A 14,519-nucleotide genomic window follows, 5' to 3' on the forward strand; every position below is an offset into this window, starting at 1 on the left:
GGGGGGCGGGGCCCCCCCGGGGGGCGCCCCCCCCCCCCGGGGGGTTCTGCCGCGCGGCCCCCCGCCCACCAGCCCCGGCGGGGGGGGCGCCCCCCGAACCCCGGCCCCCCCCCCCTCCTGCTGTCCGCGTACGTACCCGCCGGGGCGGCTACCGGCCTGTGTGCGCGCTGAGTTCCTTCGCCGCCTCGGTGAGGTCCTTCGCGGTGTCGATCGCCCGCCAGTAGGCCCCGTGCGGCAGCGGATACCCGGCGAGGCGGCGCTCCCGGGCCAGCCCGGGGAACGTCGTCCGCTCGTGGTCGCCCCGCTCGGGCAGCAGCGTGGTGAACGTCGGCGAGAAGACGTACACACCGGCGTTGATCAGATACGGCGAGGGCGGCGACTCGATGAAGTCGGTGATGTGCCCGAACGCGTCCGTCTCCACGGCGCCCCACGGAATCCGGGGGCGAGCGAGGGCCAGGGTGGCGGTGGCGTCGCGTTCGGCGTGGAAGGCGGCCATCTCGCGCAGCGAGAAGCGCGTCCAGATGTCGCCGTTGGAGGCGTACCAGGGCTGGTCCGGGTCGGGCAGCCGGGCGGCGGCGTACTTGAGGCCGCCGCCGCGCCCCAGCGGCTCGGTCTCGACGACCGTCGTCACGTTCAGCGGAAGATCGGCCGAGGCCAGCCAGTCCTGGAGCACCTCGGCGAGATGGCCGCACGAGACCACGGCGTCCGTGACTCCCTCGGCGGCCAGCCAGGAAAGCTGATGGCCGATGATCGGGGTCCCGGTTCCCGGGATCTCGACCATCGGCTTGGGGCGGTCATCTGTGTAGGGGCGCAGTCGCGTGCCCTGGCCACCTGCCAGGATCACGGCCTGTGTCGGATACGTATGCATGCGAGGCACGATATGCCGTGCCCGCGCTTCGGCGGTCAGCTGAACTGGGCGACGCCCGAGGCGAACGAGGTGTCGCAGACCGGGCGGGAGAAGCGGTGGGCGCGCGTCGGGCCGTACTGCTCGACCGCGGCCTTGCCCAGCGCCTTGGCGATGGACATGCAGTGCCGGGCGAGCGAGGGGCGGGCCTCGACGGCGCGCTGGAGGTCCATCAACGCGACGGCCGGGTCCTTCTCCTGAAGCTCCACGAGCAGCTTGTCGCGCAGAATGTCCTGCGGGGTACGGGCCTTGGCGGGTTGCTTGGTCAGGGTCTCCGATGCCGCGGTCAGCAGCTGGGACTCGGGGTTGGCCGCCGCCCACGGCACGCGGGTCACCGCGAGGGTCCCGGAGAGGACCATGACGACAGGCAGGACGAGGGCGAGAGTTCGGCCGATGCGGCGCGCGGTGTGGGTCACGCAGGCGAGCGTAGCGGTCAGTGATGATTCGGCGACATTTCGTCACCCTCGCGGGGGATGGTTCGAGGAGTCTTTTCGAATCCCCGGTTGACGAATATGGGCGAAATGCCCACTGTGCCGGGGTATTTGTCAACAGCCGAGATCGAAACCTCAAACCTCACGCGCCACGCAAACGGCCCCCGCACCCGGGCGATGCGGGGTGCGGGGGCCGTACGTGGTGCGGCGACGTCAGTCGGTGAGGCGCTCACCGGTCGAGGTCGCGAAGACGTGCAGCTCGTCCGGGCGCGGCACGACGTGCAGCTCGGTGCCCTTCTCCGGAACGGCGCGGCCACCGACACGGACGACCAGGTCCTTGTCCTGGCCGCCGACGCGGGAGGAACCGTAGACGAAGCCGTCGGCGCCGAGCTCCTCGACGACGTTGACCGAGACGGCGAGGCCGGCCGGGGCGTCGGACGAGTCCTTGGTGAGGGCCTTCGCGGCGGCGCCACCGTGCTCGACGATGTCGAAGTGCTCGGGGCGGATGCCGACCGTGACGGTCGTGTCGCCGCGGTCCGCGGCGGCGGTGAGCGCCTCACGGGAGACCGGGACGACGCTGTTGCCGAACTTCACGCCACCGTCGGTGATCGGGACCTCGATCAGGTTCATCGCGGGGGAGCCGATGAAGCCGGCGACGAAGAGGTTCTCGGGGCGGTCGTACATGTTGCGCGGCGAGTCGACCTGCTGGAGCAGACCGTCCTTGAGGACCGCGACGCGGTCGCCCATGGTGAGGGCCTCGACCTGGTCGTGGGTGACGTACACCGTGGTGATGCCGAGGCGCCGCTGGAGAGAGGCGATCTGCGTACGGGTGGAGACACGGAGCTTGGCGTCGAGGTTCGACAGCGGCTCGTCCATGAGGAAGACCTGCGGCTCACGCACGATCGCGCGGCCCATCGCCACACGCTGGCGCTGACCACCGGAGAGCGCCTTCGGCTTGCGGTCCAGGTACTCGGTGAGGTCGAGCATCTTGGCGGCCTCTTCGACCTTCGCCCGGATCTCGGTCTTGTTCACACCGGCGATCTTGAGCGCGAAGCCCATGTTGTCCGCGACGGACATGTGCGGGTAGAGCGCGTAGTTCTGGAACACCATGGCGATGTCCCGGTCCTTGGGCGGCAGGTGCGTGACGTCGCGGTCACCGATGCGTATCGCACCGCCGTTGACGTCCTCGAGACCCGCGAGCATGCGCAGGGAGGTCGACTTGCCACAACCGGAGGGACCGACGAGGACGAGGAACTCGCCGTCCTCGATGTCGATCTCGAGCTGGTCCACCGCGGGCTTCGTGGAGCCGGGGTAGACGCGGGACGCCTTGTCGAACGTGACAGAAGCCATGGCGATTCTTCTCCTCTTACCGGCAGGAACGTGCCGGACGATCCGAGTATGGGAGTGGTCTGGTCCACCGGAGTGAACCTGCCGCGACGCTACCTGGCCATGTCGAATCTGTCAGTAGTCCAGAACACTCGAATATCCCGTCCGTTCCAGGCCGGGACGTTGGTTACACTGCTCCGGAATGCCTCCTTAGCTCAGCTGGCCAGAGCAACGCACTTGTAATGCGTAGGTCGTCGGTTCGAATCCGACAGGGGGCTCTTGAAGGGCCCAGGCCGGACACTGTCCGCCCTGGGCCCTTGTTGATTCCGCCCGTGATTCCCCCGCTGACAGGAGCCCTCCCATGCCCTCGGACAGCCCGGCCGGCGCCCTCACCTACGCCCCGGCCGGTGCGACCTGTCCGGGCGAGGAGCGGTGGGTGACGGGGGGCGCGGGCCACCGCCGTTACGAGGGGTCCGTGGTCATCGGCCACGGGGACAGCGACTGGCGTGCGGCGTCCGAGGCCGTCCTGCGCTGGGGGATCAAGCACCGCAGCGGCTTCGGCGTCACGCCGCTGGGGGCCGCCGGTGAGCGCGTCTCCGAGGGCGCCGAGTACCGCATCACGGCGGCCTGGGGCCCGCTGGCCGTGCACGAACCGGTCCTGGTCGTCGCCGTCGTCGACACGCCCGACCGGTGCGGCTTCGCGTACGGCACGCTGCCGGGCCACCCGGTCTCCGGCGAAGAGGCCTTCATCGTGAGCCGGACCCCGGACGGCCGGGTCACCCTGACCTTGAGGTCATTGACGAGCCGGGCGCCCGGGGGTGTGTGGCGGCATCTGTTCCCGGTGCTGCTGGTCGCCCAGCGCTTCTACCGCCGCCGCTACCGCCGCGTCCTCCGGGCCCCCGGGACGCGGCGGCGCTGAGGTCAGTGCCGGCCCGCTATCCGGTCCGCCGCCCTGGCGATGGGGTCGGTGCCGGGGAGGGACGAGGCCGTTTCCCGGCGGTCCGCCGTGCGGTAGGCCGCGTACATGCCGTGGACGCCGAGCCAGCGGAAGGGTTCCGGTTCCCAGCGGCGGACCTTGTGGTTGACCCAGGGGAGGGCCGTCAGGTCGGTGGGACCCCCTTGGCCCGAGTCCTGCTGGATCAGGTCGCGCAGGGTACGGGCCGCGAGGTTGGCGGTGGCTACGCCGGAGCCGACGTAGCCGCCTGCCCAGCCGAGGCCGGTGGAGCGGTCCAGGGTGACCGTGGCGCACCAGTCGCGGGGGACGCCGAGGACGCCGGACCAGGCGTGGTCGATGCGGGCGCCCGCGGTGGTGGGGAAGAAACGGATGAGCAGGTCGCGCAGGGCCTCGATCGTGGCGGGCTGGGTGCGGCCGTCATTGTCGGTGGCGGAGCCGAAGCGGTAGGGGACGCCTCGGCCGCCCAGGGCGATGCGGTCGTCGGCGGTGCGCTGGGCGTACATGTAGGCGTGGGCCATGTCGCCGAGAGTTTCGCGGCCTTCCCAGCCGATGGTGTCCCACACCGCCTTGGGGAGCGGTTCGGTGGCGATCATGGAGGAGTTCATCGGGAGCCAGGTGCGCTTCTGGCCCTTGAGGTTGGCGGTGAAGCCCTCGGTGCAGCGCAGGATGTAGGGGGCGCGGACCGTGCCGTACGGGGTGATGGCGTGCTTGGGCTTGATCTCGGTGACGGGGGTCGATTCGTGGATCGTGACGCCGAGGGCTTCCACGGTGTCGGCGAGGCCCTTGACCAGTTTGACCGGGTGCAGGCGGGCGCCGTGCGGGGACCAGGTGGAGCCCACGGCTCCGGTGATCCTGATGCGTTCGGCGGTTTCGCGGGCGCCGCGCAGGACGCGGTCCTTCTCGCCGAACGCGATCTCGACGGCGTGGAAGGCCTTGAGACGGGCGAGTTGGGCGGGTGTGTACGCGACTTCGAGGACGCCGCCCCGGTGGATGTCGGCGTCGATGTCCTCCTCGGCGGCGACCCGGACGACTTCGTCGACGGTGTCGTTCATCGCCTGCTGGAGGCGGACGGCCGCGTCGTGGCCGTGGAGTTTCGCGTAGCGGTCGCGGCCGGCGATGCCGTTGTAGAGCCAGCCGCCGTTGCGCCCGGAGGCGCCGTATCCGCAGAACTTGGCTTCCAGGACAGTGATGTTGAGGAAGGGGACGGCCTTCTTGAGGTAGTACGCCGTCCAGAGTCCGGTGTATCCGCCGCCGACGATGCAGATGTCGGCGCTCGCGTCGCCGGGCAGCGGTTCGCGGGGGGCGGGGGTGCCCTCCTGCGCGTACCAGAACGATATGCCGCCGTTGACGGTACTGACGGTGCTCATGTTTCCCCTGCTTGTCCGGTGTTCGGCCGAGCTACTGTGCCGGGACGTTACTGCGCGGAGCCCGTTCAGTCTTGCGCCGGGGGAGACCTCGCGCCGGCGGGTAGCAGGCGAGGCCGGTCAGTACGGCGGCGAAGTGGCCCAGTTCGGCGAACGTACGGCCGTTGACCAGCGGGACGCCATGGGCGACGAGCACGGCGAAGGCGTACAGGGTCTGCCAGGGGTGGGGGATGCGGTCTCGGCGACGCGGCGGCCCGGATGCTCGACGAGGCGCCCGGGGCGGTCGCGGCACTGGCGGACGAGGGGGAGCGGCGGCTGCTGGAGGATTGCGCGGCGGCGGTACGGGAAGTGGCGGGCGAACCAGGGGGCCGGCTGCTGCACTGGGACGGAGGCGCTGGGCATGGACCGTGACCGCGACCGGGCGCGGGCCTGGACGCTGGGGCGGGTCCTGCAGAACGCCCTGTGGGGATTCGCGAAGGGGAGACGCGCAGACGCGCATGGCGCCGGAGCAGGTCGCGATCGGCCGTCAGCTTCTGGAGCGGTGGTAATCCGCAGGAACGTTCCTGGGACGAGTGTTTACGCTGCCTCCATGATTCGTACCGCTACCCCCGCCGATGTCCCCGCCATCCACGCCATGGTCCGTGAGCTGGCCGAATACGAGAAGGCCCTCGACGAGGCCAATGCCACCGAGGAGCAACTGCGCGAAGCGCTGTTCGGTGAGCGGCCCGCCGCGTACGCGCACATCGCCGTGTCCGATGAGGACGGTGCGGACGGTGAGGTCGTCGGCTTCGCGCTGTGGTTCCTCAACTTCTCGACCTGGCGCGGGGTCCACGGCATCTACCTGGAGGACCTGTACGTACGCCCGGAGCGCCGCGGCGGGGGCCACGGGAAGGCGCTGCTCACGGAGCTGGCGCGGATCTGCACGGAGCGGGGTTACGGACGCCTGGAGTGGTCGGTCCTGAACTGGAACGCACCGTCCATCGCCTTCTACGAGTCCCTGGGCGCCCGGCCGCAGGACGAGTGGACGGTGTACCGGCTGACGGACGGTGCGCTGGCGGAGCTCGGCGGGAAGTGACGCTCGCGGGCCGTCCGGTCCTACCGGCCGTCCGGTCCTATGGGACGAGGATGACCTTGCCCGTCGTGCCGCGGTTTTCCAGTGCGTGGTGGGCGGCCGCGGCCTCCGCGAGCGGGTAGCGCTGGACGGCGGGGCGGAGCCGGCCCGACGCCGCCTCCGTCAGGGCGCGCTCCTCCAGGGCGCGCAGGCCGCCCGCCTTCTGCACCATGACGGGGCCGAGCACGCCCTCGGACGTGATGCCTCGTTCGGCGAGCTCCTCGGGGGTGAAGGTGAGGGCCTGGCCGTCGTGGATTCCCTCGCTCGACCAGCCGAAGACGATGTGCTGTCCGCCCTTGGCGAGGAGGCCGACGGCGGCGCGGGCGGTGGCTCCGCCCACGGAGTCGTAGACGACCGTGGCGCCGCGGCCCAGGTCGTCGAGGTGGTCGCGGACCTGGCGGGGCCAGTCGGGGAGGGTGTAGTCGATCGCGAGGTCCGCGCCGTTCGCACGGACGGCGGCGACCTTGGCGGGGCCGCCCGCCAGACCGATGACGGTGGCCCCGGCGTTCTTGGCGTACTGCACGAGCAGGGTGCCGATGCCTCCGGCGGCGGCCGGGACGATCGCCACGGAGTCGGGGCCGAGTTCGGTGAACTGGAGGATGCCCATCGCGGTGCGGCCGGTGCCGATCATGGCGACCGCCGCGGCCTCGTCGAGCCCGGCCGGGATCTCGTGGAGCTTGTCGGCGTCGACGACGGTCAGCTCGGCGTAGCCGCCCGGCGCCATGCCGATATGGGCGACGACGCGCTTGCCGAGCCAGCCGGGGTCGGTGCCCTCGCCGAGTGCGTCGACGGTTCCGGCGACTTCGCGGCCCGGGATCGTGGGCAGCTCCGAGGGGGCCGGGTACGGGCCGGGCAGGCCCTCGCGCAGGGCGGTGTCGAGGAGGTGCACGCCCGCCGCGGCGACCGCGATCCGGACCTGGCCTGGGGCGGGGACGGGGTCCTCCGTCCGTTCGTACGTGAGGTTCTCGGCCGGGCCGAAGGTGTGGAGGCGGATGGCGTGCATGAGGGCTCCCCGGGGCGGTGTCGACGGTCGGATCCGTCTGCTTCTCGGTTGCTGCGCCCAGCCTCCGACCTCAAGCGCGCTTGAGGTCAAGTCCCCTTCCCGAACGCCGTTCCACCCCCTTCAGGGCGAGCACGGCGGCCTCGATCCCGCTGTTGAACGACACCTCGCTGAGCAGCCCGGGGGCGGCGACCTGGTCGCCCGCCAGGAAGATCCCGTCGCCCCGGTCGATGGCCGGCCGGTCCCGCCACGTCGTGCCGGGCAGGTCGACCGCGCCGGTCCGGCCGGTGGCCAGCGCCTCGCGCCGCCAGGTGGTGCGCGCGCGCCAGCCGGGGAAGCCCAGGTCGAGGAGGTGCTCGGCGCGGGCGATGCCGTCCGCCCTGGGGGTGCCGGGCGCGATCGGGATCTGGCCCTGGATCAGCTGTTCGCCGGCCGGGGCGAGGGTGGGGTCCTGGGCGGTGAAGCGTTCGATCCAGCCGGGTGCGTCGAGGTCGGACACCACGAACGCGTCGCCCCGCCGGGTCCGTACCGCCAGGTCGATCAGGGCGGTGCGGCCGCTTTCCCAGGCCAGCGTGGGGTCGTCGAGCAGGGTGCGGGCGCTGTCGAGGGAGGTCGCGACGATCACCGGGCCGTTCTGCGCGAGGGCGGCGAGCGCGGTGGCGTCGATGCGCTCGGTTGTCTCGATACGTACGCCCAGATTCCAGGCGTGGCCTGCCATCCGGTCGATGACCTGCGCCCAGCCGCCGACCGGGTAGCGCGCCTCGGGCGGCAGCGCGGTGGCCCGGCGCAGCCGCTCCTGGACGAACGCGGCGGAGAGCGAACCGGGGTCGTGGTGGAAGAGCGCAACCGCCATGTAGTGCGCGGCGGCGCGGGCACCCTCCTCGCCGACCTGGTCCGTGGCCCAGCCGAGGAAATCGCGGCCGATGGGGGCCTCCCGGGGGCTGCGGCGGCTCAGCTTCAGCATCGCCAGGGGCGGGGTCCTGCGGCTGACGCCGTCGCGGCGGAAGCGGAAGCGGGCGCCTTCGAGGGGCGGTACGGAGGCGATCGCGCCGAGGAGACCGCGCTGCTTGAGCCAGGTCCAGTGGGGGCCGCGGCAGTACAGCGCGTGCGGCCCCTCGTTGGTGAGGTAGGGGCCTTCGGCGGTCCTGGCCCGCCCGCCGAGGGTGTGGTGGGCCTCGTGGAGGGTGACGAGGGCGCCGGATTCCGCGGCGGTGACGGCTGCGGTGAGACCGGCGAAACCTCCGCCGACGACGTGGATGCGCTGCATGGCCGGAGCTCCTTGACCGTGTGGGGCAACTGGGGCGTTCTGCGCATGGGACGGTCCGCGGGCCCGGGTTCGTGACATCTGAGCCGGGGCGTTGTCAGTGGCGTACGTCACGATGGGGGCATGGCAGGAACCACCAGCAGGGGCAGCAGGGGCGGTAAGGGCACGGGCGGGAAGGACACCGTTGCGGCGGCGCGGCGGGCGGAGGTCCGGTTGCCGCCGCTCGTCGCGTACGACGGGGAGGAGCTGGAGCCCGACGGGGACTACGACAGCGTGCACTTCGAGGGGGTGGACCTGGCCGACCAGTCGGGTCCGGGCGCGCGCTTCATGGACTGCTCGCTGGACGGCTGCGCCCTGGATCGTACGGAACTGACCAGATCCCGGTTCATCGACTCGGTCCTGACGGGCGTACGGGGAGTGGGCACCGACCTCGCGGGGGCATCGCTGCGCGATGTGGAGATCGTCGACGCGCGGCTGGGCGGGGTGCAGTTGCACGGTGCGGTGCTGGAGCGGGTGCTGGTGCGCGGCGGGAAGATCGACTACCTGAATCTGCGGAAGGCGCGGCTCAAGGACGTGGTGTTCGAGGGCTGTGTGCTCTCCGAGCCGGACTTCGGGGGCGCCCACCTGGTGCGGGTGGAGTTCCGGGACTGTGTGCTGAAGCGGGCCGACTTCAGTGCCGTACGGATGGAGTCGGTGGATCTGCGGACGGTCGCCGAGCTGGACATCGCACGGGGCGTGGAGCAGTTGGCGGGAGCGGTGATCAGTCCGTCGCAGCTGATGGAGCTGGCCCCGGCGTTCGCGGCCCAGATCGGGGTGCGCGTGGAGGCCTGAGGCGGGGTTGCCCGGCGGGGGCCGGCCGGGCCGCGCGTCGTCGGCCTATCGCAGGCGGGGGAAGCGGGCCTGGAGGTCCCAGATGATGGGGTTGTCGGCGAGACCTTCGTGCATATCGGCCAGGTCGGCGATCAGGTCGTGCAGGAAGTCGCGGGCCTCGCGGCGCAGGAGCGAGTGGTTGAAGGTCAGCGGGGGCTCGTCACCGGGCATCCAGTCGGCCTCGACGTCCACCCAGCCGAAGCGGCGCTCGAACATCATCCGGTCCGAGGACTCGGTGAAGTCCAGCTCGGCGTACTGCTGGCGGTGCGAGCGGTTGCCCCGGGGGTCCTGGTCGATCTGCTCGACGATGTCGCAGAGCGCCCACGCGAAGTCGAGCACCGGAACCCATCCCCAGGCTGTGGATACCTCGCGGTCCGCCTTGGTGTCCGCGAGATAGACGTCCCCGGAGAACAGGTCGTGCCGCAGGGCACGGACGTCCGCGCGGCGGTAGTCGGTCTGCGGAGGATCGGGGAAGCGTCGGGAGAGGGAGTAGCCGATGTCGAGCACCTGTCGATGGTGTCATGCCCGGCGCGGTGGCCTCGGCCAGTGCTGTGACCGGAAGGGGCCACCGGGTCGTCCGGTCGCCGTTTCGTCCTCGATCGCCGGACGGGCTTGATTTCTAGGGCAGCAGTCGCTGCTCCTTGGCCACGGCGACAGCGCCCGCCCGGGTGTCGACGCCGAGCTTGTCGTAGATGCGGCCCAGGTGGGTCTTGACCGTCGCCTCGCTGATGAACAGCGCGCGGGCGATGTCACGGTTGCCGAGCCCCTGCGAGAGCTGGCCCAGGATGTCGAGCTCCCGCTCGGTGAGGGTCGGCAGCGGCTTCCGCATCCGGGCCATGACCCGGCTGGCGACCGGCGGGGAGAGCGTCGTACGGCCCTGCGCCGCCGAGCGGATCGCCGCGAACAGCTCCTCCGGACGCTCGGCCTTGAGCAGATAGCCGGTGGCGCCCGCCTCGATCGCGCGCGTGATGTCGGCGTCCGTGTCGTACGTGGTGAGGACGAGGACATGGACGCCGCCGGTGGCCGCGATGCGGCGGGTGGCCTCGACGCCGTCGATCCCCTCGCCCAGTTGCAGGTCCATCAGCACGACGTCCGGGGTGAGTTTGGCGGCCAGTGCGACGGCCTCCTCGCCGCTGCCCGCCTCGCCGACGACCTCGATGTCCGGTTCGCTGCCGAGCAGGGCGAGCAGCCCCGCCCGTACGACGGCGTGGTCGTCGCAGAGCAGGATGCGTACGGTTCCGGGGGCGTTCGAGGTCATACGGGTTCCTCCGGTGACATGGGCGGGGCGGGCGGCGACGGGGGCGCCGGGTACAGGGGGATCGCCGCCGTCAGGACCGTGCCCTCGCCCGGTGCGGACTCGATCGTCAGGGTCCCCCCGAGCTGCTGGACGCGCGCCCGCACCGCCGGCAGCCCGTGGCCGCGCAGGCCGCCGGACGGGCGGACCACCGGCGCGGAGGGGCTGAAACCGCGGCCGTTGTCGGCGATGTCGAGGACGACCCGGTCGTCGAGGTGGGTCAGCGTCACGGCCGCGGCCGTCGCCTCCGCGTGCTCGCGGACGTTCGACAGCGCCCCCTGCGCGATCCGAAGCAGCGCGGACTGGACCCGGTCCGGCAGCGCGCTGTGCGGGGTGCCCTCCACATGGCAGCGGACGGTGATCCGGCCCTGGACCGTCTCGCGGGCGGCGAGTGCGCGCAGTGCCTCCTCCAGACCGCCGCCCTCCGCCAGATCGGCCGGGGCCAGGTCGTGGACGAAGCGGCGCGCCTCGGCGAGATTGCGCTCCGCGATGCCCGTCGCCGTAAGGACATGGCGGCGGGCGGCGGACGGGTCGGAGTCCCAGGTGCGGTCGGCGGCCTGGAGCAGCATCTGCTGGCTCGACAGGCCCTGCGCCAGGGTGTCGTGGATCTCCATGGACAGCCGCTGGCGTTCGGCGAGGGTTCCTTCGCGCCGCTCGGTGGCGGCCAGTTCGCGCCGCGTACGCAACAGGGCGTCGATCAGTTCGCGCTGCTGTGCGGCCAGTTCCCGCTGGCGTGCCGCCTGGCGCTGCATCTGGACGAAGACGGCGGTGGCGACGGCGGCCACGGCGGGCGGGGCCAGCACCAGGTTCGGATCGAAGCCCTTGGCCAGGCTCAGCTGCGCGACGACGACGAACACGGTCAGCAGCGCTACGAGGGCGTACGCGGCACGGGGCGGCAGAATCCGCAGCCCGGTGTAGAAGAGCGGCACCGCACACCACGCGTAGCTCGGCGCGAGGATGACCAGGACCATCCAGACGACGACCAGGACGCTCAGCCAGACCAGCCGGCGGGGGGTGGGCCGGGAGCCGAGCACGGGGCCCAGGAGGTACAGCACGGCGAGGCCGACCGACAGCGCGATGATCCATGGGGTGCGGGCCTCGCCGGGGTGGCGGAGCAGGAAGCGGGCGAGCGAGGCACTCAGCAGCAGGAAGAACGCGGCGTGCATGAGAAGCGCGAGCCACCGTGCGTCGGGGTCCGCACTCAGGTCCGGTTCGCTTCGGTGCTGCACTGCGTACCCCGTCCCTGCCGACGACCTCTGATGCCCTGTGATGGCCCGTGATGACCTGCCGGTTGTGACGCTGACCTGCGCAGACACCTCCATGGTGACCCCTTGGGGCGACTCCTGCATCAACCGATCGGCCGATGGGGCCGTCAACCGTCCCGGGCAGCTCGTCGAGCCGGTACGCCGACGGTACGGGGCCGGTCCCGGCCGGAGGATCGATAGCAGAGCGAAACCGCCGAACGACCAATTCCCACCAGCGAAACCGCCGAACGACCAATTCCCACCAGCACGGCGCGGCCCTCACCCCCGACGGCACCCTCCTGGTCGCCAGCACCGGTCCGATCGCCTCCGACGACCGGGCCCCTTCCCTCACCATCCGTACTCCCGACGGCAAGGAGCGCATCGTCCCCCTGGACGGGCCGCACGAGGACGTGGCGGTGTCGAAGGACGGCCGGACGGTGTACGTCACCGGGGGCTTCACCCGCGACGGGCACTGGAACGGGATCACCGTCGTCGACCTCGCGGGCGAACGGAAGCCGGTCAGGTCCGGCGGCGGCGAGCGCCCCCTCGGCATCGCCGTCCTCTGACCCAGCGGCCGCGGATCCCGCAGCCGCCCCAATCCGACATTCCGCACATAGGATCACCGGTGTGGATCCGCGAACTCCGATACGCCGCACGGCACCCGCCGTCGCCCTGCTGTTCGCCCTGACCACCGTCGCCACCGCCTGCACGGCCGTCACCGGCGGGGTGGAGGGCAAGCCGGGCGCGGCCGGGCTGCGCGACCCGTACTTCCCGAGGCTCGGCAACGGCGGCTACGACGTCACGCACTACGACCTTGACCTGGACGTGGACGTCCGTCCCGGCCGGGACGAGCTGCGCGGCACCGCGACGATCACCGCCCGTGCCACCCAGAACCTCAGCTCCTTCAACCTCGACCTCACCGGGCTCGACGTCACGAGCGCGAGCGTCGAGGGGCGCCCCGCCGCCGTCAACCGTGCGGGCAGCGAACTGACCCTGCGTCCGGACGCCGACGTCGAGGACCGTCTGCGCAAGGGCCGGACGTTCCGCACGGTCGTCCGCTACTCCGGCGCCCCACGGACCGTCACCGACCGGGACCAGTCGAAGGAGGGCTGGCTGAAGACCGCGGACGGGTCCCTCGCGCTCGGCGAACCGACGGGGTCCATGACCTGGTTCCCCGGCAACAACCACCCGAGCGACAAGGCCTCGTACGACATCGCCGTCACCGTCCCGAAGGGCCTGACGGCCGTCTCCAACGGCGAACCGGTCTCCCACCGGACGACCGGCGGCCGCACCACCTACCGCTGGCGTACCGCCGAGCCGCTGGCCAGCTATCTGGCGACGGTCGCCATCGGCCGCTACACGACGAAGAGCACGAAGACGCCCGAGGGCCTTGAGGTGTTCACGGCGGTGGATCCGAAAGTGGCGCGGGCCAGCGCCCCGGCCCTCGCCCGTATCCCCGAGATCATGACGTGGGCGACCGGGAAGTTCGGCCCGTACCCCTTCTCCTCCACCGGCGCGGTCATCGACCGGCGGGGCGACGCCGGATACGCGCTGGAGACCCAGAACCGGCCGGTCTTCCCCGGTGCGCCCACCACCGGGCTCCTCGTCCACGAGCTGGCCCACCAGTGGTTCGGGAATTCGGTCACGCCCGCGACCTGGCAGGACATGTGGCTCAACGAGGGCTTCGCCACGTACGCGGAGTGGCTCTGGGCCGAGGACACCGAGGACACTCCGACCCGGGAGAGCTTCGAAGCGGCCTTTCTGGACGACGACAACTGGGCCTTTCCGCCCGCGGATCCGCCGAGCGCGGCGGAACTCTCCGCGCCGCCGGTGTACGGGCGCGGGGCCATGGTGCTCGAAAAGCTCAGGCAGGCGGTGGACGACGACAAGGCGTTCTTCGGCCTGCTCAGGGGCTGGGCGACGGCACACCGGCACGGCAACGCGTCGACGGACGACTTCACCGCATACGCGGAGAAGAGGACCGGCCTGGACCTCAGCGGCCTGTGGGACACCTGGCTGTACGGCGACGGGCGCCCGGAGGACCCGGACGCGCCGGTCACACCCTGACGCCGGTCACACCCTGAGGCTCATCAGACCCTCAGCGGCCAGTGGCTTGCGCAGTACCGCGCACGGGCGGTTCCGCTGGCGGTCGGGGCGGTGGGCGATGACCTCGTAGCCGAGCGCCGTCCAGAACGCGAGCGCCTTCGGGTTGTTCTCCAGGACCGCGAGCCGCACACCGTGCCGCCCCGCCGCCCGGAAGCGTTCCTCGACGCGTTCCGCCAGCTCCTTCCCGTACCCGGACCGGTGCTGACGTGCGTCGACCATCAGCAGCCCGATCCACGGATCGGGGTCGGCCGGGTCGGGGTGGTGAGCGAGGGTGACAGCGACGCCTACCAGGCGGCCCTGCGAGCGGGCGAGGAGCACTTCGGCGTCCGGGTGCGCCAGTTCGTCGGCGAGCGCGGCGGCGACCTGAGCGGGACGGATGTCGTCCGGGTCCGGGAAATCGCCGCTGAGCTGCTGGAACGCGCGGTTCGACGCGTACAGCGCGGTGAGTTCCGTGAGCAGCGGGCCGGGGATGTCGTGGTCGACCGGCACCAGCGGTTCGATAATCATGCGGCGCACCTTAGACCGACCGGCAAATGGGGGCGGCGTCGCGTGGCCGGGCACGCACACCTGCGGCGTTGTCGTCAATCACCATGACTCCGCCATGCCTCAATCCTCCGCCTTGCAGCTGCACGCACCCAGCCACGCTCCTT

Annotated in this window: 15 protein-coding genes, 1 tRNA gene and 2 pseudogenes; 7 read left to right on the forward strand and 11 right to left on the reverse strand. The window is 71.6% G+C overall.

Annotated elements, in window-relative coordinates; all coding sequences use genetic code 11:
* Positions 1-148 precede the first annotated feature (148 nt).
* The 3 genes from ACFT7S_RS38070 to ACFT7S_RS38080 form a co-directional block, all read right to left on the reverse strand.
* Positions 149-868, reverse strand: a complete 720-nt coding sequence (locus ACFT7S_RS38070; protein ID WP_382740973.1) for an NDP-sugar synthase — start codon at positions 866-868, stop codon at positions 149-151.
* Between the two features lie 35 nt (positions 869-903).
* Positions 904-1,320 carry a hypothetical protein gene (locus ACFT7S_RS38075; RefSeq protein WP_382740976.1) on the reverse strand — a complete coding sequence of 139 codons (417 nt, stop codon included), beginning with the start codon at positions 1,318-1,320 and terminating at the stop codon, positions 904-906.
* 228 nt (positions 1,321-1,548) lie between these two features.
* Positions 1,549-2,685 (reverse strand): ABC transporter ATP-binding protein, encoded by a 1,137-nt coding sequence (locus ACFT7S_RS38080; protein WP_382740979.1) that lies wholly within the window; start codon positions 2,683-2,685, stop codon positions 1,549-1,551.
* 180 nt (positions 2,686-2,865) lie between these two features.
* Between ACFT7S_RS38080 and ACFT7S_RS38085 the strand changes: the two genes are divergently transcribed.
* Together ACFT7S_RS38085 and ACFT7S_RS38090 are read left to right on the forward strand one after the other, a co-directional pair.
* Positions 2,866-2,939: transfer RNA gene (locus ACFT7S_RS38085), tRNA-Thr, on the forward strand.
* Between the two features lie 83 nt (positions 2,940-3,022).
* Complete coding sequence (locus ACFT7S_RS38090) at positions 3,023-3,580, forward strand: DUF1990 family protein (protein ID WP_382740982.1); 558 nt, start codon at positions 3,023-3,025, stop codon at positions 3,578-3,580.
* A gap of 2 nt (positions 3,581-3,582) precedes the next feature.
* On the opposite strand, the gene ACFT7S_RS38095 is transcribed toward ACFT7S_RS38090, so the two are convergent.
* Positions 3,583-4,983, reverse strand: a complete 1,401-nt coding sequence (locus tag ACFT7S_RS38095; RefSeq protein ID WP_382740985.1) for an NAD(P)/FAD-dependent oxidoreductase — start codon at positions 4,981-4,983, stop codon at positions 3,583-3,585.
* Between the two features lie 31 nt (positions 4,984-5,014).
* Positions 5,015-5,176, reverse strand: coding sequence for a rhomboid-like protein (locus tag ACFT7S_RS38100; protein WP_382740988.1), 162 nt, complete (start codon positions 5,174-5,176; stop codon positions 5,015-5,017).
* Positions 5,177-5,214: 38 nt separating this feature from the next.
* Between ACFT7S_RS38100 and ACFT7S_RS38105 the strand changes: the two are divergent.
* Positions 5,215-5,528, forward strand: a pseudogene (locus tag ACFT7S_RS38105) (hydroxyurea phosphotransferase); the annotation flags it as partial.
* Between the two features lie 41 nt (positions 5,529-5,569).
* The gene (locus tag ACFT7S_RS38110; protein WP_382740991.1) at positions 5,570-6,055 is read left to right on the forward strand and encodes a GNAT family N-acetyltransferase; all 486 of its coding nucleotides are present in this window, start codon (positions 5,570-5,572) and stop codon (positions 6,053-6,055) included.
* 37 nt (positions 6,056-6,092) lie between these two features.
* Here ACFT7S_RS38110 and ACFT7S_RS38115 read toward each other — a convergent pair whose 3' ends face one another.
* Both ACFT7S_RS38115 and ACFT7S_RS38120 read right to left on the reverse strand, forming a co-directional pair.
* A complete protein-coding gene (locus ACFT7S_RS38115; protein ID WP_382740994.1) occupies positions 6,093-7,094 on the reverse strand; it encodes a zinc-binding dehydrogenase in 1,002 nt (333 codons plus the stop codon).
* A gap of 70 nt (positions 7,095-7,164) precedes the next feature.
* Positions 7,165-8,358, reverse strand: a complete 1,194-nt coding sequence (locus tag ACFT7S_RS38120) for an NAD(P)-binding protein (protein WP_382740997.1) — start codon at positions 8,356-8,358, stop codon at positions 7,165-7,167.
* Positions 8,359-8,478: 120 nt separating this feature from the next.
* Between ACFT7S_RS38120 and ACFT7S_RS38125 the strand changes: the two genes are divergently transcribed.
* On the forward strand, positions 8,479-9,186 hold the full coding sequence (locus ACFT7S_RS38125) for a pentapeptide repeat-containing protein (RefSeq protein ID WP_382741000.1): 708 nt from the start codon (positions 8,479-8,481) through the stop codon (positions 9,184-9,186).
* Positions 9,187-9,231: 45 nt separating this feature from the next.
* Here the strand turns inward: ACFT7S_RS38125 and ACFT7S_RS38130 are convergent, their stop codons facing one another.
* The 3 genes from ACFT7S_RS38130 to ACFT7S_RS38140 all read right to left on the reverse strand — a co-directional run bounded on the left by ACFT7S_RS38130 (position 9,232) and on the right by ACFT7S_RS38140 (position 11,868).
* Positions 9,232-9,732 carry a hypothetical protein gene (locus ACFT7S_RS38130; RefSeq protein ID WP_382741003.1) on the reverse strand — a complete coding sequence of 167 codons (501 nt, stop codon included), beginning with the start codon at positions 9,730-9,732 and terminating at the stop codon, positions 9,232-9,234.
* A 112-nt stretch (positions 9,733-9,844) separates the two neighbouring features.
* Positions 9,845-10,483: a response regulator gene (locus ACFT7S_RS38135; protein WP_382741006.1), complete on the reverse strand. Its 639-nt coding sequence runs from the start codon at positions 10,481-10,483 to the stop codon at positions 9,845-9,847.
* Positions 10,480-11,868: a sensor histidine kinase gene (locus tag ACFT7S_RS38140; protein WP_382741009.1), complete on the reverse strand. Its 1,389-nt coding sequence runs from the start codon at positions 11,866-11,868 to the stop codon at positions 10,480-10,482. Before ACFT7S_RS38140 ends, ACFT7S_RS38135 begins: the two co-directional genes overlap by 4 nt.
* A 137-nt stretch (positions 11,869-12,005) precedes the next feature.
* Between ACFT7S_RS38140 and ACFT7S_RS38145 the strand changes: the two are divergent.
* A pseudogene (locus ACFT7S_RS38145) lies at positions 12,006-12,329 on the forward strand (hypothetical protein); the annotation flags it as partial.
* A 61-nt stretch (positions 12,330-12,390) separates the two neighbouring features.
* Entirely contained in the window at positions 12,391-13,830 is a 1,440-nt protein-coding gene (locus tag ACFT7S_RS38150) for a M1 family metallopeptidase (protein ID WP_382741012.1), read from the forward strand.
* A gap of 6 nt (positions 13,831-13,836) precedes the next feature.
* On the opposite strand, the gene ACFT7S_RS38155 is transcribed toward ACFT7S_RS38150, so the two are convergent.
* Complete coding sequence (locus tag ACFT7S_RS38155; protein WP_382741015.1) at positions 13,837-14,376, reverse strand: GNAT family N-acetyltransferase; 540 nt, start codon at positions 14,374-14,376, stop codon at positions 13,837-13,839.
* Positions 14,377-14,519: the final 143 nt, after the last annotated feature.

Origin of the sequence: Streptomyces sp. NPDC057136 (assembly GCF_042670885.1) — a bacterium.
Taxonomy (GTDB): domain Bacteria; phylum Actinomycetota; class Actinomycetes; order Streptomycetales; family Streptomycetaceae; genus Streptomyces.

Coding starts and splice junctions, on each gene's coding strand:
- ACFT7S_RS38070 (WP_382740973.1), bottom strand. CDS start 868: ATGCATACGTATCCGACACAGGCCGTGATCCTGGCAGGTGGCCAGGGC.
- ACFT7S_RS38080 (WP_382740979.1), bottom strand. CDS start 2,685: ATGGCTTCTGTCACGTTCGACAAGGCGTCCCGCGTCTACCCCGGCTCC.
- ACFT7S_RS38090 (WP_382740982.1), top strand. CDS start 3,023: ATGCCCTCGGACAGCCCGGCCGGCGCCCTCACCTACGCCCCGGCCGGT.
- ACFT7S_RS38095 (WP_382740985.1), bottom strand. CDS start 4,983: ATGAGCACCGTCAGTACCGTCAACGGCGGCATATCGTTCTGGTACGCG.
- ACFT7S_RS38110 (WP_382740991.1), top strand. CDS start 5,570: ATGATTCGTACCGCTACCCCCGCCGATGTCCCCGCCATCCACGCCATG.
- ACFT7S_RS38115 (WP_382740994.1), bottom strand. CDS start 7,094: ATGCACGCCATCCGCCTCCACACCTTCGGCCCGGCCGAGAACCTCACG.
- ACFT7S_RS38120 (WP_382740997.1), bottom strand. CDS start 8,358: ATGCAGCGCATCCACGTCGTCGGCGGAGGTTTCGCCGGTCTCACCGCA.
- ACFT7S_RS38125 (WP_382741000.1), top strand. CDS start 8,479: ATGGCAGGAACCACCAGCAGGGGCAGCAGGGGCGGTAAGGGCACGGGC.
- ACFT7S_RS38135 (WP_382741006.1), bottom strand. CDS start 10,483: ATGACCTCGAACGCCCCCGGAACCGTACGCATCCTGCTCTGCGACGAC.
- ACFT7S_RS38140 (WP_382741009.1), bottom strand. CDS start 11,868: ATGCAGGAGTCGCCCCAAGGGGTCACCATGGAGGTGTCTGCGCAGGTC.
- ACFT7S_RS38155 (WP_382741015.1), bottom strand. CDS start 14,376: ATGATTATCGAACCGCTGGTGCCGGTCGACCACGACATCCCCGGCCCG.